Origin of the sequence: Sphingobium sp. BS19 (genome assembly GCF_027925545.1) — a bacterium.
Classification (GTDB): Bacteria; Pseudomonadota; Alphaproteobacteria; order Sphingomonadales; family Sphingomonadaceae; genus Sphingobium.
In genome coordinates this window covers 36,013-54,872 of sequence record NZ_BSEF01000008.1, presented here as the reverse complement: position 1 = coordinate 54,872, position 18,860 = coordinate 36,013, and the positions used below count along the sequence as shown (strand labels likewise).

The following is an 18,860-nucleotide window of genomic DNA, read 5'->3' as shown; positions in this document are numbered from 1 at the left end:
GGGCCAACCGGATTTCCGCTCGCAGATCGCTAGGTAGCTCTCTAGGTAGCAGCGGATCCGGCGACGGTTGATCAAGGTATTGCGACGAAAAGCTGGCTCCAGCGTGTGCTCGAGCCTGTCTTGCTCTATCAACACCTAGGGTTCAGTGACCCGGATTGAGAATCGCGGCGTTTTTCCGCAGTGCTTCGACAACTGTATCGGTCACTGCCCGCACTCTCGGCATGTGGCGCATGTCCACATGCACACCTATCCAGATGTCTCGAACAAGGTCAGGTCTGTCGGGGTACAGGCGAATTAGCCCGGGCTCCCCATCGGCACGATAGCGGGCGAGCGCCGCAACCCCGGCCCCTGCAAGAGTCGCGTGAACCTGCACTTCGCGGCTGTTGGAGCGAAAACCGATAAGCGCATCGGGGAAGGCATCCCGCAGCCATTTGGCCTCCGGCAAATGCGCCTGATCGTCGAGCACCGTTACGAGGCGGGCTTGCCCCTCCTCAATGGGCCGGGCCATATCCGGGGCTGAGTACAGTCCCATGGCGAGCGCGCCGACGCGTCGGGCTACCACCTCGTTCCCCTCGAAGCGAGACATGCGCAGCGCGATATCGGCCTCCCGCTTGGACAGGCTGAGCGAACGCGTGTCGGGAACCAGTTCGACAACGATGCCCGGATGCTTGGCTTGCAGGGCAACGAGCGCCGGGGTGACGATCCGCGCTGCAAGCGTGTCGACCGTGGTCAGCCTGACTAGGCCTTCGAGCGCCACGTCCTTGCCGGTGATGGTGCGTTCGGCGGCCAGGACCTCTGCTTCCACGCGTTCGGCGTTGCCCAGCACAGTCTCTCCAAGGGGAGTCAACGCATAGCCACCGGGCAGGCGCTGCAGCAACCGCGCACCCGTCCGTGACTCCATCGCAGTGAGCCGGCGCCCCATCGTCGGCTGCGTCACTCCGAGCGCACGTGCCGCAGCAGACAGTGTCCCGTGCCGGGCAATGGCGAGGAATGTGCGAAGATCGTCCCAGTCCATGCAATTTCATACGAAAACGCATGGCCGCTAGTCAATCTTCGCGAATGACATGCAGCTTCGCAAGCGCGTATCTGAGGGTCAACGAGACAAAGGACGATTGACCATGACCCAGACAGCTTCGACTTCGCAAGGAATTGCCCTGCTCCGCGTGACCAGCGGCGGCCTTCTCCTCACCCATGGGCTGATCAAGCTCCTGGTGTTCACGCCCGCCGGAACGGCTGGCTTCTTCGAAAGTATCGGCTTTCCGGGCATCCTGGCCTATCCGGTCATGGCTGGTGAGATCGGGCTTGGTCTTGCATTGATCCTCGGCTTCATGACGCGCTGGGCCGCACTGGCGGCGCTGCCGATCATGATCGGGGCGATCGTGCCACATGCCGGCAACGGCTTCACCTTTTCCAATACCGGCGGTGGTTGGGAATATCCGGTGTTCTGGGCCATCGCTCTGGCCGTCCAGGCGATGCTCGGAGACGGCGCCTATGCCATTGGCAACCCCCTGAAGCAGAAGGACTGAATCACATGATCCGCCCGCTGTTCCTCTCGCACGGCGCGCCGACGCTGCCCTTCGAGGATGTCGCCGCCCGCGACTTCCTCAAGGGTCTCCCGGCCGCCCTGCCGCGGCCCCGCGCGATCCTGGTGGTTTCCGCGCACTGGGAAACGCGCGTTCCCGCCGTCAATGCGGTCGAACGCAACCGGACGATCCACGACTTCGCAGGCTTTCCGGAGGCGCTCTATCAGCTGACCTATCCCGCGCCGGGTGACCCGCAGCTTGCCGACCGGATCGTCGATCTCCTCGCCGAGGCGGGACTTCCATCGGCCACGGATACCGCAAGGGGTCTCGATCACGGAGCCTGGGTGCCACTGATGCTCGCCTGGCCGGACGCCGACATCCCGGTGGTGCAACTGTCCGTGCAAAGCCAGCTCGGTCCCGGCCACCACCTGGAAGTCGGCCGAGCAATCGCGCCGCTCGCTGAGGAAGGCGTGCTGATCGTCGCCAGCGGCAGCTTCACGCACGACCTGTCGAGCTGGCGCGGCCAAGCAGGCATGGCAGAGCCCGAATGGGTTACGGAGTTTGCAGACTGGTTCGACGCGGCGCTCAAAGAGGGTCGCACCTGCGATCTGCTGGCCTATCGCCGCCTCGCCCCGCACGCGCAGCGTAACCATCCAACCGAGGAGCATCTCCTGCCCCTGTTCGTTGCACTAGGAGCGGCGGGATCCGGCGCCCCCGTGCAACGGCTCCATGCCAGCAATACCTACGGCGTCCTTCGCATGGATGCCTACGCCTTCGGCGCCTCAACTATTCCGACCAATCAAAAAGGAAAGCAGTCATGACCAAGGTTCTCGTCCTCTATTATTCGACCTATGGCCATATCGAGACGATGGCGCAGGCCATCGCGGAAGGTGCGCGCGAAGCGGGCGCCACGGTCGATATCAAGCGCGTGCCCGAAACCGTTCCCGAGGAGGTGGCGCGGGCCAGCCATTTCAAACTCGACCAGGCTGCTCCCGTCGCGACCGTGGCCGAGCTTGAGAACTATGACGCCATCGTCATCGGGACAGGCACGCGCTTCGGAAGGATCTCGTCGCAGATGGCCGCCTTTCTCGATCAGGCCGGCGGGCTGTGGGCGCGCGGCGCGCTCAACGGCAAGGTCGGCGCGGCCTTCACATCAACGGCCACCCAGCATGGCGGGCAGGAAACGACACTGTTTTCGCTCATCACCAACATGCTGCATTTCGGCATGACCATCGTCGGGCTCGATTACGGCTTCGCCGGACAATCGGGCCATGACAAGGTCCGTGGCGGCGCGCCGTACGGCGCCACGACCATTGCCGGCGGCGATGGCAGCCGCCAGCCCGATGAGGATGAACTCGTCGGGGCCCGCTATCTCGGTGCGCGCGTCGCAAGAACTGCTGCCAAGCTGTTCGGCTGATCTCGAGCGGCAGGGTGCCGTCACACGATGGTGCCCTGCCCGTCAACGCACACCAAAACCGACTGCACGGCCAGGCCAATGGCACAGAGAGATAAGGGGATAGCATGTTCGAGAGCACCGTGACTTTCCTCGACTGGCTCGGGATTGTAGTTCTCTCGCTGACTGGCGCACTGGTCGCGTCACGAAAGCAGATGGATGTCGTCGGCTTCATCCTACCCTTGGGGTGAGGTCTTCACCGAATGGCTACGGCGCTGCAGCCTCTGCGGCCAGATCACCGTGAAGCGGAACTGATCGACGAACTGACAGGCGAACTCGAAGTGCTTGATGTTCTCGATGTCGGTTGCGAGGATGGCACCCTCCTGGCCAGTTTTTGCGGCAGGGGTGTAAGGGTTACGGGCGTCGATCTTGATACCGCCATTTTGGCAGCAGCCTTGCAACGTGCCGACGCTATGCGACTGCCGTTCACGAAGTCGCTCGCATCTAATGCGACGACTAATGCTGTGCGTATACGCTGCTGCGTGCGGCCCCGAAGGCAATGACGTTATACCGCTGCGCGCGAACACCCGGCACCTCCATGCCCGGCGATCCGATGGGCATTCCCGCAACTGCAAGCCCACGAACACCTTTCGGGCGGCTCGCCAGTACGCGGTTCATGTCCGCAATAGGAACGTGTCCCTCGAAGGCGATCCCGTCCACGATCGCGGTGTGGCATGACACCAGGTTTGCGGGAAGACCCACCTGCCGTTGGAACGCGGTACGGTTCGCGTCATCGACGATTCGCACATTTCTGCCGAAGGCCTGCCGAACCCGCGCAGCCCATTGTTCGCAGCACCCACACCCCGGATCGCGATGCATCAGGATGTCGCCTGCCGCTAGCGCGGGCGTCGAAAACAACGCCAGTGCCAAAACGAGCTTTCGCATGTGTGATCTCCTTATCCGCGGGTGGCCGCCTAACCGCCCCGGTGTAAACTAAGGTCCAGTCCGCATTTGCCGGTAGTCACATGGCAACGCGCGGAGGGTGGCGAACCACCCTCCGCGTACCTTGACTTACTTGTGGTCCATGCCGCTCATGTCGTGACCAGCATGCTCACCAGCCTGCTCGCCATGTTCCTTGCAGCAGGCCATCTGGCCGTGCTCGTCCTTCTTACAGCAACAGCACGGCTTTTCTGGCGTCGGTGCAGGCTCTGCTGCAAACACGGCGGTAGAAAGCGAGACCGCGAGGGCGCCCAGCAGATACTTGGATTTCATGTGTATTCTCCAGATAAGTTTGAAATGGATCGAGGAAGCACTTGGCGCGGGGGCGGTGTCGGCGGTTCAAGCGTCAACCCGGACAGGCTTTGCGGAGCCCGGACCTCAGGACTGATCCAATGCCATCCAGTGGCATTCAGATTGGTGCCGATAGCGGGTGCCGGAAAGATGCACGAATGGCAGGCCCGCGCCACGTCTGGTGTGTCATGACGAGGTGAGCGGTTGCCGCTTCCCGGCATGTCGCCGCATTCCATGCTAACCGTCTGAACCGGAGCCTGTGCCGTCGCGGCACAAAGCGGGCCTGAGCCGAACACCGATGCAAGCGCAACAATGAGAGCGACGGCCGAGTTCATAGGATCAAGTCTTGCTCCGGCGCGACCGATAGGTCCAGACCAAGTCTTTGCCCGTTGCCATCAGAACCAAACCCTGAGCCCGGCCACGAAACTGACTGCTTCGGGATCTTCCCCGGCAAGCCGCGCCAATCGCGCAGTCTCGCCAGTCTTTTTGCTCCATTCCACGCCAACGTAGGGCGCGAATTCCCGCCGTATCTCGTAGCGCAGGCGCGCGCCCAGTTCGAAGTCCGTGAGACCTGATCCTACCCCGATCGCCGGCATGTCCTGAGCGGAGATGTTGAACTCCGCCCGAGGCTGGAGGATCAGGCGCTGGGTAATGCGCTCATCGTAACTTCCCTCAAGGCGAGCCCGCAGATCACCCTTGTCCGAAAAAAACATCTGTCCGGTCAGGTGGAACCAGTAGGGTGCGATCCCCTCTATCCCGAGTACGGCATAGGTTCGCGAGGGATTGGGGACTATATCGTGCCGAACGCCGACATGGGCGTTCCAGAATGGCGAGATCGCGCGCGAATAGAGCGCCTGAATCTCCAGGTCCTCGACTGGTTCGCCGAAAGTGCCCTCGCCTTCCGTCTTGATCAGGAGGCGATCGATGTCGCCGCCAAACCATGCTTCGCCTGCCCAGCGATAGCCGTCCCTGCCCTTTCGGGCCTGGAATTCGGCAAGGTCGAAGAGCACCATCGATCCGTAGAACGCCCCGTTCTCTCGCCGCAGCGCCTCTCTCGCCCGCGCCATTTCGGCAGGATCGAACACAGCATCGGCGGCATGATCACTTGGCGGCGCCGGGGCGGGCGAAGTCCCGATCACCGGACCGTCCTCAGACATGCCCGCCATAGCATTCATGTCGTGGCCGGAATGATCCACGGCTTCGACCTCTGGCGCACTGGCCGTCTTTGGGTCGGCAGCGTGTCCGGCATGGGGATCGGCCGCGGCGGGCGCGGAAACTGCGGACTTTGGCTGACCATGGCCGGAATGATCTGCAGCAGGCTGCGTGGCTGCGCCTTGGGGAATTGGCGCCGGCGCATCCTTCATTGCCACGTCTGACATGGAGGACTGGGCCGCCGCGATGCCAGGCGCTGCCAGCAGGACCGCAGCACTGATGAGAAGGGTCGTCTTCATGCCGCGTCCTCCTCATGGCGCACGGTCACGACACGGAACATCCCCGACATCATATGCAGCAGCATGTGACAGTGGAATGCCCAGTCGCCGAGCTCATCGGCAGTCAGATCGAACGAGACCTTGCCGCCGGGCAGGACGTTGACCGTGTGTTTCAGCGGATGATGGCCGGGACTGCCCGTAACCAGTTCGAAGAAGTGTCCGTGCAAGTGAATCGGATGGGGCATCATGGTGTCGTTAATGAGATTGATGCGCACCCGCTCCATGTGGCGGAACGGGATTGGCTCAGTATTTTCGCTGAACTTCTCGCCGTCGAAGGACCACATGTAGCGCTCCATGTTGGCGGTCAGGTGCAGATCGATCTCGCGCGACGGCGTGCGCTTGTCTGGATTGGGCGCGAGCGATTTGAGGTCGCGGTAGGTCAGCACCCGGTGCTCGACCTTCTCAAGACCGGTCGGACGTTCTCCCGTGCGGTCCATGGGCATCGGCGAGAACGTTGCGACGCCAGGCCCCAGCTTGACCTGCGGCGCGACCGAGGGATCGCGCATCTTCATCGAACCATGATCCGCCCCGGGCATGTCGTGGCCCATGGCTGCGTGGTCTGCTCCGCTTGTATCGCCGCCGGACGCAGCCATATCGCCCATGCCCATGTCCTTCATGGTGAGCAGAGGACGTTCGCGGATTGCCGGAATCGGCGCGACCATGCCGAGGCGCGGAGCAAGCGTCGCGCGTACCTGACCGGAGCGATCGATGGCCTCGGCAATGAAGCCATAGGCCTCGTCGGCCCTGGGTTCGACGATCACGTCATAGGTCTCCGCGATGCCGATCTGGAATTCGTCGGTCTCGACTGGCTGCACGTTTTGCCCATCCGCGGCGACCACCGTCATCGCCAGACCCGGAATCCGGAGATTGAAATTCGTCATGGCGGCTGCATTGATGATGCGCAGGCGCACCCGCTCGCCGGGCGCGAACAGTCCGGTCCAGTTCGCGGTACTGTCATGACCGTTGACCATGAAATGATAGGTTGCGCCGGTGACGTCCGAAATGTCGGTCGGGTCCATCCGCATCCCGGCCCACATGCGGCGTTCGGAGGCCGACTGGTCCTTGCCCGCGAGCAGGCCGGAGAGGGTCTGCTTCTGCATGTTGAAGTAGCCAGGCTGCGCCTTCAACTTGCGCAGTTGGGTATGCGGATGCATGAAGCTCCAGTCGGCGAGCATGATTACATGTTCACGGTCATAGGCGACCGGATCGGGCGCGGCGGGATCGATGATGATCGCGCCATACATTCCCATCGCTTCCTGCATGCCGGAGTGGCTGTGATACCAATAGGTGCCAGACTGCTTGACGGGGAACTCGTACAAGAAGGTCTGGCCGACCTTGATCCCCGGAAAGCTCACCCCCGGCACGCCGTCCATCTGGAAGGGCACGAGCAGCCCATGCCAATGAATCGAGGTTTCCTCGTTCAGCGTGTTGTTCACCGCGAAGCGAACGTTCTGGCCCTCCTTTAACCGGATGACCGGGCCAGGTGTCGCACCGTTGATGCCGATGGCATGCCCCTCACGTCCGCCGACCCGGAGCGAGGCATGACCGATGGATAGTGCGATTTGCTCCCCGGAAACCACGGACATCGGGCCTGCGAGGCCAGGAGTTCCACTGCGCGCCCACGCGGGGAGCGCTGCCGAAAGCGCGAGGCCCCCGCCCCCCAAAGCAGCCGAACGAATGAGGGTACGGCGATCGAGCGCAAAAGAATGCATGAGTGGTATCCGGTAAGATTGACGGCTTCATTGTCCTCTACGCAGCCGCTTTCCCTAGCCCTCAGATCTGGTCGCCAAGCATCGCCTTTAATTTCCCCCTGGCCCGGTAGAGGCGGGTCTCGACCGTCTTCTCGCTGACACCGAGCACGTCGGCAGCTTCGGCCTGGCCGAGGCCATCGATCGTGCGGAGGACCAGGACCTCGCGCAGACGGGATGGCAAGCGGGATATGGCAGCGGTCACGCGCGCCAGCTCGGCCCGGTCCGCCGCTTGCAAATCGGCGGGAATGGCATCGTCTGAAACATCGAAAGCCATCTCGAGCGGCACTGCGCGCGTGAAGAAGGAGCGCACCTTGCGCCTTCGTCCCCAGTCCCTGCACTTGTTGAGCGCGATGTGCTTGAGCCATGCCAAAAACGGTCGCCCATGGTCGTAACGCCCAAGGGCCGAGAATGCGGCAATGAAGGTTTCCTGGGTGACGTCGAGGGCCTCGTGCGGATCGCCGACTGACGCTCGCACCAAGCGAAACACAGCGTCACGGTGGCGCGCCAGCAATTCGCGATAAGCGTCCTGCCGGCCCGCGAGCGCCAGTGCCGCGAGCTCGCCGTCGCTCCCCTCGGACAGCGGAAGGCTCACCGCACTTCTGGGGTCAGGGCTCTGGTAACCGACCTGTCGAATTTGGCCGCCTGATCAGCCCTCAGGACGGCGCGCATGGCAAAGAGATGCTCAAGCGTTTCCTTCTGCATTTCACCCATGACCTTGTGGGTGTGGTCGATGGCGGCCGTGACTTGCGGACCATAGCCGTGTTCCACTTCCATCGCGTCGGCCAGATGGGCATTGGCGGCCCGCATCTCGAGTTCGAGCGCCTTGCGTCGTGTGGCAAAACGCTGCTCGATTGCCTCGATCTTTGCTTCCTGTGCGGCATCTAGTTCGAGCTCGCTGTGCAGCAAGGCGTGGAGTTCGGTCTCGCTCTGCCTTTCCGGTGCAAACAGGACGCGGCCGGCATAAGTGCCGCCCAGCGCCGCCGCAAATGCGACAAGCGCGATCAGGATCAGCCGCGTGGTCCAATTCACGGGTGGACATCCAGCAAGGTCGAAGGTGCGAGGGGATTGTCGGGAGCAAAGGGTGAGATTGGCTGAGCCGTGGCGGGTTCGCCGCCCGCCAGTCCGCCACCGGCCACGCCGACCACAAGCGCCAAGGCTGCAGCAAAACCCATCAGCCGCGACCCGGCCGCAGCCTCACGGCAGCTCGCAGCCAGTCCGGCAAGCACAGCATCGTCGATAGTCGCCAGCCCCGAAGGAGCCGGAAGTGTGCCCAGGCGGCGGAGCGCCTGATCAAGGTCGGACATGGTGGGTCTCCCGAGGTCTTGTGATCCTATACGCGGCCATATTCCCAATCCCTCAGGAAAACTGAGCCCGCCCAATTTAAGGGATGCTGTTCCTGGCCGCGTATCTCAACCTGATAGACATTTCCAAGGAGATAACTGATGCGTTTGCCCAGCCTTGCCTTTGCCGTTGCGACTTTGGGGCTCATCGTGCCGCAGGTAGCCAGCGCGCATACGCAGCTCGTGTCTTCGACCCCGACAGCCAATGCCACGGTCGCAGCGCCGACAAAGGTCGAACTGCGCTTCAATGAGGCCGTGATCGGCGCAACGGCAAGGGCCGAGATCACAATGACCGGAATGCCGGGTATGGCAAACCATGCGCCGATGCCGATCACGGGTTTCACCGCCCGGCTTGGCAATGACAGGAAATCGATGACTTTGCTGCTCCGTCGGCCGCTTGCCAGCGGGACTTACCGCGTGACCTGGAGCGCGGCCGGAGCCGACACGCATCGCATGGGCGGCAACTTCAGCTTCACCGTACGCTGAAGACATGGACAACCTGCCTGTCATCGCCATCCGGTTCGCGCTTTACGTCGACCTGATGGTGCTGGCAGGTGTGACAGCCTTCTCGCTTTACGCGCTGAAACCCGAGGAGCGAGGCACTGCCTTGCTGCCGCTGGCCAAACCTGCCCTCCTCCTTTCGCTGCTTGGACTGCTGCTGTCCGGCTCCGGCATGATCGCACTTGTCGCAGCCATGACCGGGACAAGCCTCTGGGAAGTCGATGGCTCGGCCTTCAGGGAAATCGTTACACAGAGCGCCATCGGCAGCGCCTGGGTCGTGCGCATGGTGGCAGTCGCAATTGCCCTGCTTGCCGCGTTGGCGCTTGGCCGAAGCCCACGCCTTGCAAGATACTGTCTGCTTGCCTCGGCTGTGCTTGCCATCGCCACGCTGGTCTGGACTGGCCATGCCGGTGCAACCGAAGGGTGGACTGGATCGCTCCACCGGCTGAGCGACATCGTCCACATGCTGGCGGCGGCTATATGGATCGGCGGAATTGCCGCGTTCTCTTGGCTGCTTTTTCAGCCATTGGCGCACCAATCCGATGCGCAGATCAGGATCGCGCATCGGGCGCTTGAACAATTCTCGCGGGTTGGGACGCTTGCGGTCGCGTTGATCGTTCTCACGGGCATCATCAACAGCCTGAGCCTAATGGGCTTGCCGCATCCATACGCCTTGTTCGCTTCGCGCTACGGCCAACTCCTGCTTATCAAGCTCGCCCTGTTTGCTGCAATGCTGATGCTGGCGGGTGTCAACCGCTGGCGGCTGACACCCGCTCTTGGTGCAGCCAACGGCAATCCGGTCCCCGCGTTACGTGGTCTTCGGCAAAGCCTGGTTCTGGAAACGTCCACAGTGCTTACGATCCTCGCCGTGGTGGCCTGGCTGGGTACGCTGGAGCCGATCATGGCGAACGGTTGAATTACCCCTTGACCCTGACATAATGTCAAGGTTGATGAGTGTTGCGACCAGAGGAGTACGAAGTATGACCGAGTCGCATCATGACCATGCGAAATGCGCGCATTCCGGATCGAAGGCTCCAGGGACGGTGATTGACCCCGTCTGCGGAATGAGCGTCGATTCTGCGACGACCACGCATGTCGCGACCCATGACGGCGTCCATCACTACTTTTGCAGCGCTGCCTGTCTAACCAAGTTCAAGGCCGATCCATCACGTTATATGAGCGATGCGCCGCGACCGGCAGAGCCGGTGCCAGACGGCGCGACCTGGACCTGCCCGATGCATCCGGAGGTCCAGCAGTCGGGGCCGGGAAGCTGCCCGATCTGCGGCATGGCCTTGGAACCGATGACGCCGACGCTCAACGATGGACCGTCGCCCGAATATGCCGACATGAAGCGGCGCTTTGTAATCGGCCTCATCCTCGCTTTGCCGGTGGTTGCGCTCGAAATGGGCGGGCATTTGACCGGACTGCGCCATTATCTGGATGGAAACATCGCCAACCTGATCCAGATGGTTCTGGCGACGCCGGTGGTCCTGTGGGCGGGCTGGCCATTTTTCGAACGCGGCTGGGCCTCGGTGAAGAGCGGCCACCTCAACATGTTCACCCTGATTGCGATGGGAACGGGCGTTGCCTGGATCTACAGCATGGCGGCGGCGCTCGCGCCCGGTATCTTCCCGCCCGCGTTTCGCGCAATGGACGGCTCAGTCGCGGTCTATTTCGAGGCGGCGGCGGTCATTACCGTGCTGGTCTTGCTTGGCCAACTGCTTGAACTGCGTGCCCGGGAAACAACCAGCGGTGCGATCCGCGCATTGCTCGACCTTTCGCCCAAGCTCGCCCGCCGGGTTCGTCCCGATGGTAGTGACGAGGAGATCACACTCGACCAGGTTCTGGTCGGCGACACGCTACGCGTTCGCCCTGGCGAGAAGGTTCCGGTTGATGGCGTGGTACTGGAGGGCCGCGGCACGGTCGATGAATCGATGGTGACTGGCGAGTCCATGCCGGTGACCAAGGAGGCTGCGTCGAAGCTGATCGGTGGCACGATAAACCAGACCGGCGGCATTGTGATGCGCGCCGAGAAGATCGGGCGCGACACCATGCTGGCGCGCATCGTCCAGATGGTAGCAGAAGCCCAGCGCAGTCGTGCGCCCATCCAGCGGCTTGCCGACACCGTGTCGGGCTGGTTCGTGCCGGCGGTGATCGCCGTCGCAGCGATCGCGTTCGTCATCTGGTCCCTAGTCGGCCCATCGCCGGCAATGGGCTATGGCCTGATCGCAGCGGTGGCCGTGCTGATCATCGCCTGCCCCTGTGCGCTTGGCCTCGCGACCCCGATGTCGATCATGGTGGGGGTCGGACGCGGTGCCCAGGCCGGTATACTCATCAAGAACGCCGAGGCACTCGAACGCATGGAGAAGGTCGATACGCTTGTCGTCGACAAGACCGGCACGCTCACCGAAGGCAAGCCTGCGGTGGTTGCGATCGAGACGGCCGAAGGGTTCGACAGTCAAGAGGTTCTGCGCCTTGCCGCGAGCCTCGAACGCAGCAGCGAGCATCCGCTAGCCCTGGCAATTGTCAGAGATGCAGAAGCCAAGAGGATCGCAATCAGCGAACCGGGCGACGTCGATCAGCCAGTCGGCAAGGGCATAACCGGCATCGTCGATGGACATCGGCTTGTTGCTGGAAATGCCCGCTTTCTTCAGGAACAAGGGGTCTCGACTGCCCCCCTGGCGCAACGTGCTGACGCCCTGCGCGCTGACGGGGCGACCGCAATTTTTCTTGGCATAGATGGCAAGGTTGCGGGTGCCATCGGCATTGCCGATCCGGTAAAGCAGACTACGCCTGCCGCGCTCAAGGCGCTGGCCGGAGCGGGTATCCATGTCATCATGTTGACCGGGGACAATCGCGTCACGGCTGAGGCCATCGCGCGGCGGCTCGGCATCGACGACATCGAAGCCGATGTGTTGCCAGACCAAAAGAGCGCGATCGTCAAGCGCTTGAGGGACGAAGGCAGGATCGTGGCGATGGCAGGCGACGGTGTGAACGACGCCCCTGCGCTTGCCGCTGCCGATGTCGGCATCGCCATGGGCACCGGCACAGACGTTGCGATTGAAAGCGCAGGCATCACACTGCTCAAGGGCGATTTGACGGGGATAGCGCGTGCCCGGCACCTCAGCCACGCAACCATGACCAACATCCGGCAGAACCTGTTCTTTGCCTTTGCCTACAACGTCGCTGGTATCCCGGTGGCTGCGGGCGCGCTCTACCCGCTGTTCGGCATCATGCTTTCACCGATCATCGCGGCGGCGGCGATGGCGCTTTCCTCGGTCAGCGTCATCGGTAATTCGCTGCGTCTCAGGAGGATTGCGCTATGAACCTTGCCAGCAAGCGCGCGTGGCTGCTGGCCGCGGCATCGGGCGCGCTGATCGCCGCTTTCCTGCTCTATCCGGAACACCGGCAGCACTTCTTCGGGCTGATCCCTTACGCATTCCTGCTCGCCTGCCTGCTGCTGCACTTCTTCCATGGCGGCCACCACCAAGGACGCTACCCGAAGTTCGGCGAACAGCGGCCATGAACATCGGACAGGCATCGAAGACCACTGGCGTGTCGGAGCGGATGATCCGGCACTATGAGCGCGTAGGGTTGATGCCGCCCACTGACCGACGCGACAATGGTTACAGGGATTATTCGCCGCAATCGATCGAGCGCCTGCGCATCATTGCCAACGCCCGCGGCCTTGGCTTCTCGCTTGAGGAGATCGCCACTCTCCTCGGCCTATGGGACAACCGCGAGCGGACGAGCAGTGAAGTGAAGGCCGTTGCCCTGGCACATGCCGATGATCTTGGTCGCAAGGCCGCAACACTTGAAGCCATGCGTCGCGCCTTGCTGGAACTGGCCGAAGGGTGCAGCGGCGACAGCAGACCCGATTGTCCGATCCTCGACGGGATCGCGGTCAGTTGACCAGATCCTCTGGACACCTGCACATCGATGCGGTCGCACGCGAACACATCCGGACGGAAAGATTGCTCTTAATCAGCGGGCCCTTGGTTCGAGCCCAAGTGCGTCCACCACTTTCTTCAATAAGTTGAATGGTTTAGCGGGCGTCCGAAGCCTTGCGCTCGCCTCCCTTTGCTCTACTAGGTAGCTCTCTAGGTAGCAGCGTAGATATGCGATTGGCTTGATCGCTTTGGCAGTTTGTCGCGTCCTGGATGTGGACGCATTCGGAATCGCAAGGACGGCTGCGATAGCGCTGGAGCTACGAAGGTAGTTTTTAGTTCGCAGAGTTTCGACAGATGCCCGTGCGAGAGCCGCTTGTCGCATAGTCTGACGCTCTGCTTCGTGCCGCACATACCTGTTTGCAAGGCTGGAGATCCGCCGAGATGAGCCAAAGGTTCACCCGCGAAGAATTCTATGAGCTAGTCTGGTCAAAGCCGATGACGCACCTAGCCAAGGATTTCAGACTGTCGGACGTTGCACTTCACAAGATATGCAGAAAGCACGACATCCCCAACCCACCTCTCGGCTGGTGGGCCAAGCATGCCGCCGGCCACAAAGTGAAGCGAATTCCGCTTCCGAAGGCCAAAGCTGGGGTAGCCCTCACAGTAGTCATAGCAAGTGGTGAGGTCCGGCAAGAACCTGGCAACTTAGCGTCGGCACGAGAACAAGCACGTATAAAGGCGTCAGAACTGGATCTGTCGGGAGAGGTGCTCTCGCATCCCTTGGTGCAAAAGAGCTTCGACAAGCTGCGAAAGGCAAAGCCCGGAAACACCGGCATCGTCACCCTTTCGTCGGAAGGATATGTCCATCTCGAAATGGCTCCGGCTTCAATCGACCGGGCAGAGTTGTGTCTCCTCCAGATCGTAGCTGCCGCCAAGGCCCAAGGATTTGAGCTTTCCGCAAAGGCAAGCAAGGCGACTTTCTCCAACGGCTCTGTGGCTATCCCGTTCGCCATCAAGGAAGCCTACAAACGCATCAAGCATGTTCTGACACCTGAGGAGATCGCCGAAGACGAGCGTCGTCAGCGACGGCGATCGCGGGATTGGAGCCGCAGCGATTGGACGCCTCACAGCTTCAGTTTTGGACGACCGGAATGGGACTACATACCCACCGGTCAGCTAGCCTTCGAGTTTGATATCCACCTACGGTACGCGTCGCAGGTTCGCAGAGCATTCAAAGACGCCAAGCTCCAACGACTTGAGAATTTGGCGCCAGACATTGCTGTTGGGCTCGCCGTTCTGGCTGCCGCAAAGGCAGAAGACGACCAGAAAGCGGAAGAGGCGCGGCTACGAGAGGAGGAGGCGAAACGACGCCGAATCGAAGCCCAACGGCTGGCCTACATTGCCGAGCGCAGGGACAAGGTCATTGAGGATGTGTTTGCCCGTCTCGAACGCAGAGATCGCCTGGCGGCTTTTGTTACAAGATTGGAGGAGGAACTTGCGGACGAACAGGCCACTCGTGTCGCCGAATTCGTGGCCTGGGCCCGGACGAAGCTGTCTGCAGCCGATCAGAGGTTAAGTGCGGCTGGCCTGGACGAACTGTTTCAGGAGCAACATATCTTTGGAGCTGACGATGATCGCGGGTTTTACCCAAAATCGTACTGGTGACCATCAATCATGAGCCGGCGATGGGAATGCCTTCGCTAGCCTAGCCGCGAAGCCGTCGGGAAAGCCAAGCGGCGAGCGAGAGACTCAATCTCGTCGCGCCAGGCCAGCTTATCGAGCCACGACTGCCGAATTGAAGAAGCGCCATAGATCGCACCAGCCAACTGGCCGGCAATGGCAGCAGTGGTATCGGCATCATCACCGAGGTTAGCTGCCAACAGCACGGCTTCATCGAAGCTCCTGGTGTTTGCAACGGACCAGATCGCTGCTTCGAGACTGTGCGCCACGAAGCCGCTGCTAGAAATCTGATCCCGCGTTTTCCCACGCCAGCTACCGGCCATGATTGGGCCGATCACAGGCCCAAATCCGTCCGCTGGAACCGCCAGGGCCTCCTCAACGTCCGCACCTAGGATAACCGCCCGCAAGACTAGTGCATACGCTTCACAGGCGTCGAGGCACGCGTCTGCAGCGTGCGTGGTCATGCTCTGTCGGCGGGCTACTCGCGTTACGACAGCGGGATCCGGCCGGATCCCCCAAATCGCAACAGGCGCAAGCCTCATTAGTGAGCCGTTGCCTGCTGAATGCAGATCGGTCGAGCCGGCAATCGGGTCGCCAGTTTCCTCGAAGCGTGCAAGGGCTTGGCGAGTTGCAATGCCAATATCGAAACAACTTCCCGTGGGGCTGAAGGCGCCGTTCCGCCACCAATCGATGAACCGCCGCTGTGCTTCTTCCGGTTCGAAGGCCGAGCCTTTTGCTGCGCTGGCCAGAAGAGCCTCTCCAAGCGCAAGGGCCATGGACGTATCATCGGTCCAAGTCCCCGCGTCCAAGCCGAACGGCCCTCCCCCGACCATATCTGTGATGTGGGGATAGGTGTCCCGCGGCTTGAACTCGAGGGTCGTGCCCAAAGCATCACCGACAGCTAGACCAATGAGACATCCAATGGACCGATCGATCTTGATCGTGAAGAGGGGTCCGCATCGCGCGGCAAACATGGGTTCTCGGCTTCGGTCGGGCGGCCTGCGGAATACAAAACCTTCGGGAAATACGCCGGGCGCGTTTTCCTATGTTTGCGCGCGATCAACCGTCCCGACTGGCGGGACGCGCGGCAGGCACGGGACGGCCAATGACGTATGCCTCATGACCCGCGATGCCTCTTGGCTTGCTCACGCATCGACCGATGCGTTGGCGCCCACTGTTGGCAGGATTGCACTCGGCTGCGAACCCGAACGATGCCTGGCATCGCGGATGTTTTGATGCTTTTCCAAGGCAAGGTTGCCAGATAAAGGTCTCAAAGTGAGACGGAACCTGCGAGGGTCTTGGGCCGATTCGAGGCTTTTAGAAGGACGGCAGTGGAGTTGCGAAGACGGGCTACGATCTCATTCCAAAAAGTCCTTCTGTTCTATCGAGTAGCATTTTCTGATGTAGTCAACTGACGAGTTCCGACGCTCGGAATATAATCAAGGTGCAACCAGAGAGGATGGATCAAAGCCAGACGGGATTCCATATGGAAAGTGACGCGCAGGATAGCTCAACACGGCAGGCCCGCTGGGGCTATGCGATTGGCATCGTGGCCGTTCTCCTCGCCGTACCCGCCGATCTTGCTCTCCGCGCGGGGGGCGTCAACCACAGCCCCTATCTGCTGCTCATCCTTTCGATCATCGTTGCAGCCGCGCTGGGTGGAACGGGCGCCGCAACGGGCGCGGCTATTCTCGCTATTCTGGTCGGGGCCTTGTTTGCCCTATTGCGCCCATTGCCTGGTCTTGAACCCTTCGATCTGCTGCTTTCGCTGCTGGTGGCCGCAGGCATCGCCCTGCTCGACGCTCGCAACGCGTCCTTGCGACGGCGGCGTGCAGCCTGGGACAGGAGACGCCAGAACCAGCTCTCGGAGATCGCCGACGAACTTAACCTGCTGATCGACGGAGCACAGGGTTATGCAATCTACATGCTCGATCCCGAAGGCCGCGTCACGATCTGGAACGACGGCGCCGAGCGGCTGAAGGGCTGGAGAGAGCAAGAGGTCGTCGGCCAATATTGCTCGATCTTCTACCCGGCGGACGCCGTCCAGGCCGGCAAGCCCGAAGCCGACCTCAAACGCGCGCGCGACGAGGGCAAATTCGAGGAGGAAGACTGGCGGCTCAGGAAGGATGGTTCCGAGTTCCTCGCGCATGTTTCGATCACTGCGCTGCGTGATGAAAGCGGAGCCTTGCGCGGCTTCGGCAAGGTGGTCCGCGATGCAACGGGGGAGCGCGCCGCCGAGAGTGCGCACAAAGCCAGCGCCAGCCATCTCCGCTCGATCCTCTCGACGGTCCCCGATGCGATGATCGTGATCGACGAACACGGCATCATCCTCTCGTTCAGCGCCGCGGCCGAACGGCTGTTCGGCTTTTCAGAGGCTGAGATTCGCGGATCGAACCTGAGCCTGCTCATGCCGTCGCCCGATCGTGAACGCCATGACAGCTATCTCGAACGCTATCTTGCAACCGGCGAGCGAAGGATCATCGGGATCGGGCGCGTCGTCATCGGCGCGCGGCGTGATGGTTCGACCTTCCCGATGGAACTATCTGTGGGCGAAGCCATTGGCGAGACCCAGCGCGTCTTCACCGGCTTCATCCGGGACCTGACCGAACGCCAGGAGACCCAGGAGCGCCTCGATGAACTGCAGTCCAAGCTGATTCATGTCGCCCGGGTGAGCGCGATGGGCACGATGGCCTCGACGCTCGCCCACGAGCTCAACCAGCCGATCACCGCCGTCGCCAACTATGTGGAGGCGGTGCGCGACCTGCTCGCCGAAGCCAATCCCGAGGATCTGCCGATGATCCGCGAAGCCCTGGATGATTCGGTTCGAGAGGCTCTGCGCGCCGGACAGATCGTACGGCGGCTGCGCGACTTCGTTGCGCGCGGGGAGGTTGAGAAGACCGTCGAGAATCTTCCCACCCTCATTGGCGAGGCGGCGGCGCTCGGGCTGATGGGCGCTAGGGAGAAGGGTATCGACGCCCAGTTCGATCTCGCTCCCGACGCTTCGAAAGTGCTTCTCGACAAGGTGCAGATCCAGCAGGTGCTAATCAATCTCCTTCGCAATGCGGTGGAGGCCATGGCGGAATCGTCCGAACGGCATCTGTGGATTGCATCCCGCCGTGAAAAAGCTGGCTTCATTCGGCTAACTATTGCTGATTCTGGCCCGGGCGTTTCGCCTGAAGTCGCGGAACAGCTCTTCACCGCCTTCGTCAGCACGAAGAGCGAGGGCATGGGTCTGGGGCTCTCGATCTGCCGCACCATCGTCGAGGCGAACGGCGGTCGGATATGGCTGGAGCCACGTCCCGGCGGCGGGGCTCAGTTTCATTTCACGCTCGTCGAAGCCGAGCCGGAGACTATCGAATGACCGAAAGACGTATGATCCATATCGTCGATGATGAGGAGGCGATCCGGCGATCAGTCGGATTCATGTTGAAAACATCGGGTTTCACGGTGGCGAGCTACGCGTCCGGAGTCGCCTTCCTGCGCGAGGTGCGGCACGCCGAGCCCGGCTGCATCCTTCTCGATGTCCGCATGCCCGAGATGGACGGACTGGAGGTGCAGCAGGCGCTTCTCGAGCGCGGCGTCGCCATGCCCGTCATCATCTTGACCGGGCACGGCGATATCTCGATTGCGGTGCGGGCCATGAAGGCAGGCGCAGTCGAGTTCATCGAGAAGCCTTTCGAAAAGGCCGTGCTACTGGATGCTATCGCCGCCGCCTTCGAACGGCTCGACGACAGCGACAAACGGGCGACAAGGGCGGCCGACGCGGCCGTGATGATCTCCGCGCTGACCGGACGCGAACAGGACGTGCTCAAGGGACTGGCCGAAGGTTTACCCAACAAGACAATCGCCTATGATCTCGGCATATCGCCCCGGACCGTCGAGGTGCATCGCGCCAATCTGATGACGAAACTGGGGGTCCGTAGCCTGTCCGATGCGCTGCGTATCGCATTCGCCGCCAATCTCGGCGGCGACCGCTCATAGGACCTCTACGTAGCGACTTGC

General features: G+C 61.9%; 22 protein-coding genes. 13 read left to right on the top strand and 9 right to left on the bottom strand.

The window, feature by feature from the left end; all coding sequences use genetic code 11:
• Positions 1-142 precede the first annotated feature (142 nt).
• Complete coding sequence (locus tag QMG56_RS10530) at positions 143-1,015, bottom strand: LysR family transcriptional regulator (RefSeq protein ID WP_281822509.1); 873 nt, start codon at positions 1,013-1,015, stop codon at positions 143-145.
• A 103-nt stretch (positions 1,016-1,118) separates the two neighbouring features.
• On the opposite strand from QMG56_RS10530, the gene QMG56_RS10525 reads away from it, so the two are divergent.
• The 5 genes from QMG56_RS10525 (at position 1,119) to QMG56_RS23445 (ending at position 3,479) form a co-directional block, all read left to right on the top strand.
• Complete coding sequence (locus QMG56_RS10525) at positions 1,119-1,526, top strand: DoxX family protein (protein WP_281822508.1); 408 nt, start codon at positions 1,119-1,121, stop codon at positions 1,524-1,526.
• Positions 1,527-1,531: 5 nt separating this feature from the next.
• A complete protein-coding gene (locus tag QMG56_RS10520) occupies positions 1,532-2,344 on the top strand; it encodes a class III extradiol ring-cleavage dioxygenase (RefSeq protein ID WP_281822507.1) in 813 nt (270 codons plus the stop codon).
• Positions 2,341-2,940 carry an NAD(P)H:quinone oxidoreductase gene (gene wrbA, locus QMG56_RS10515; protein ID WP_281822506.1) on the top strand — a complete coding sequence of 200 codons (600 nt, stop codon included), beginning with the start codon at positions 2,341-2,343 and terminating at the stop codon, positions 2,938-2,940. Before QMG56_RS10520 ends, wrbA begins: the two co-directional genes overlap by 4 nt.
• Before the next feature lie 104 nt (positions 2,941-3,044).
• A complete protein-coding gene (locus tag QMG56_RS10510; protein WP_279332239.1) occupies positions 3,045-3,167 on the top strand; it encodes a TRIC cation channel family protein in 123 nt (40 codons plus the stop codon).
• Between the two features lie 12 nt (positions 3,168-3,179).
• On the top strand, positions 3,180-3,479 hold the full coding sequence (locus tag QMG56_RS23445) for a class I SAM-dependent methyltransferase (RefSeq protein ID WP_369523876.1): 300 nt from the start codon (positions 3,180-3,182) through the stop codon (positions 3,477-3,479).
• On the opposite strand, the gene QMG56_RS10505 is transcribed toward QMG56_RS23445, so the two are convergent.
• The 7 genes from QMG56_RS10505 to QMG56_RS10475 form a co-directional block, all read right to left on the bottom strand.
• Complete coding sequence (locus QMG56_RS10505) at positions 3,433-3,861, bottom strand: DUF411 domain-containing protein (RefSeq protein ID WP_281822504.1); 429 nt, start codon at positions 3,859-3,861, stop codon at positions 3,433-3,435. The two genes, QMG56_RS23445 and QMG56_RS10505, sit on opposite strands and share 47 nt — an antisense overlap.
• Positions 3,862-3,987: 126 nt before the next feature.
• Positions 3,988-4,188, bottom strand: a complete 201-nt coding sequence (locus QMG56_RS10500; RefSeq protein WP_279332235.1) for a hypothetical protein — start codon at positions 4,186-4,188, stop codon at positions 3,988-3,990.
• Between the two features lie 413 nt (positions 4,189-4,601).
• Complete coding sequence (locus QMG56_RS10495; RefSeq protein ID WP_279332233.1) at positions 4,602-5,657, bottom strand: copper resistance protein B; 1,056 nt, start codon at positions 5,655-5,657, stop codon at positions 4,602-4,604.
• Positions 5,654-7,408 carry a copper resistance system multicopper oxidase gene (locus tag QMG56_RS10490; RefSeq protein WP_281822503.1) on the bottom strand — a complete coding sequence of 585 codons (1,755 nt, stop codon included), beginning with the start codon at positions 7,406-7,408 and terminating at the stop codon, positions 5,654-5,656. The genes QMG56_RS10495 and QMG56_RS10490 overlap by 4 nt, the downstream gene beginning before the upstream one ends.
• Positions 7,409-7,469: 61 nt before the next feature.
• Positions 7,470-8,039 carry an RNA polymerase sigma factor gene (locus QMG56_RS10485; RefSeq protein ID WP_279332230.1) on the bottom strand — a complete coding sequence of 190 codons (570 nt, stop codon included), beginning with the start codon at positions 8,037-8,039 and terminating at the stop codon, positions 7,470-7,472.
• Complete coding sequence (locus QMG56_RS10480; protein ID WP_279332228.1) at positions 8,036-8,476, bottom strand: periplasmic heavy metal sensor; 441 nt, start codon at positions 8,474-8,476, stop codon at positions 8,036-8,038. Before QMG56_RS10480 ends, QMG56_RS10485 begins: the two co-directional genes overlap by 4 nt.
• Positions 8,473-8,751: a hypothetical protein gene (locus QMG56_RS10475; RefSeq protein ID WP_279332226.1), complete on the bottom strand. Its 279-nt coding sequence runs from the start codon at positions 8,749-8,751 to the stop codon at positions 8,473-8,475. Before QMG56_RS10475 ends, QMG56_RS10480 begins: the two co-directional genes overlap by 4 nt.
• Positions 8,752-8,889: 138 nt before the next feature.
• Here QMG56_RS10475 and copC point away from each other — a divergent pair, with 138 nt between their 5' ends.
• The 6 genes from copC to QMG56_RS10445 all read left to right on the top strand — a co-directional run bounded on the left by copC (position 8,890) and on the right by QMG56_RS10445 (position 14,843).
• On the top strand, positions 8,890-9,273 hold the full coding sequence (copC, locus tag QMG56_RS10470) for a copper homeostasis periplasmic binding protein CopC (RefSeq protein WP_281822502.1): 384 nt from the start codon (positions 8,890-8,892) through the stop codon (positions 9,271-9,273).
• Positions 9,274-9,277: 4 nt separating this feature from the next.
• Positions 9,278-10,204 carry a copper homeostasis membrane protein CopD gene (copD, locus tag QMG56_RS10465; protein ID WP_279332221.1) on the top strand — a complete coding sequence of 309 codons (927 nt, stop codon included), beginning with the start codon at positions 9,278-9,280 and terminating at the stop codon, positions 10,202-10,204.
• A gap of 64 nt (positions 10,205-10,268) precedes the next feature.
• Positions 10,269-12,614 carry a heavy metal translocating P-type ATPase gene (locus QMG56_RS10460; protein WP_279332219.1) on the top strand — a complete coding sequence of 782 codons (2,346 nt, stop codon included), beginning with the start codon at positions 10,269-10,271 and terminating at the stop codon, positions 12,612-12,614.
• Positions 12,611-12,814, top strand: coding sequence for a DUF2933 domain-containing protein (locus tag QMG56_RS10455; protein WP_279332217.1), 204 nt, complete (start codon positions 12,611-12,613; stop codon positions 12,812-12,814). The genes QMG56_RS10460 and QMG56_RS10455 overlap by 4 nt, the downstream gene beginning before the upstream one ends.
• Positions 12,811-13,200, top strand: a complete 390-nt coding sequence (gene cueR / locus QMG56_RS10450) for a Cu(I)-responsive transcriptional regulator (RefSeq protein ID WP_281822501.1) — start codon at positions 12,811-12,813, stop codon at positions 13,198-13,200. Before QMG56_RS10455 ends, cueR begins: the two co-directional genes overlap by 4 nt.
• Before the next feature lie 419 nt (positions 13,201-13,619).
• Positions 13,620-14,843 carry a hypothetical protein gene (locus QMG56_RS10445; RefSeq protein ID WP_281822500.1) on the top strand — a complete coding sequence of 408 codons (1,224 nt, stop codon included), beginning with the start codon at positions 13,620-13,622 and terminating at the stop codon, positions 14,841-14,843.
• Positions 14,844-14,878: 35 nt separating this feature from the next.
• On the opposite strand, the gene QMG56_RS10440 is transcribed toward QMG56_RS10445, so the two are convergent.
• Entirely contained in the window at positions 14,879-15,832 is a 954-nt protein-coding gene (locus QMG56_RS10440; RefSeq protein WP_281822499.1) for an ADP-ribosylglycohydrolase family protein, read from the bottom strand.
• A gap of 512 nt (positions 15,833-16,344) precedes the next feature.
• Here QMG56_RS10440 and QMG56_RS10435 point away from each other — a divergent pair.
• Both QMG56_RS10435 and QMG56_RS10430 read left to right on the top strand, forming a co-directional pair.
• Positions 16,345-18,219 (top strand): PAS domain S-box protein, encoded by a 1,875-nt coding sequence (locus QMG56_RS10435; protein ID WP_048576360.1) that lies wholly within the window; start codon positions 16,345-16,347, stop codon positions 18,217-18,219.
• Positions 18,216-18,839 (top strand): response regulator transcription factor, encoded by a 624-nt coding sequence (locus tag QMG56_RS10430; RefSeq protein ID WP_048576340.1) that lies wholly within the window; start codon positions 18,216-18,218, stop codon positions 18,837-18,839. Before QMG56_RS10435 ends, QMG56_RS10430 begins: the two co-directional genes overlap by 4 nt.
• Positions 18,840-18,860 lie beyond the last annotated feature (21 nt).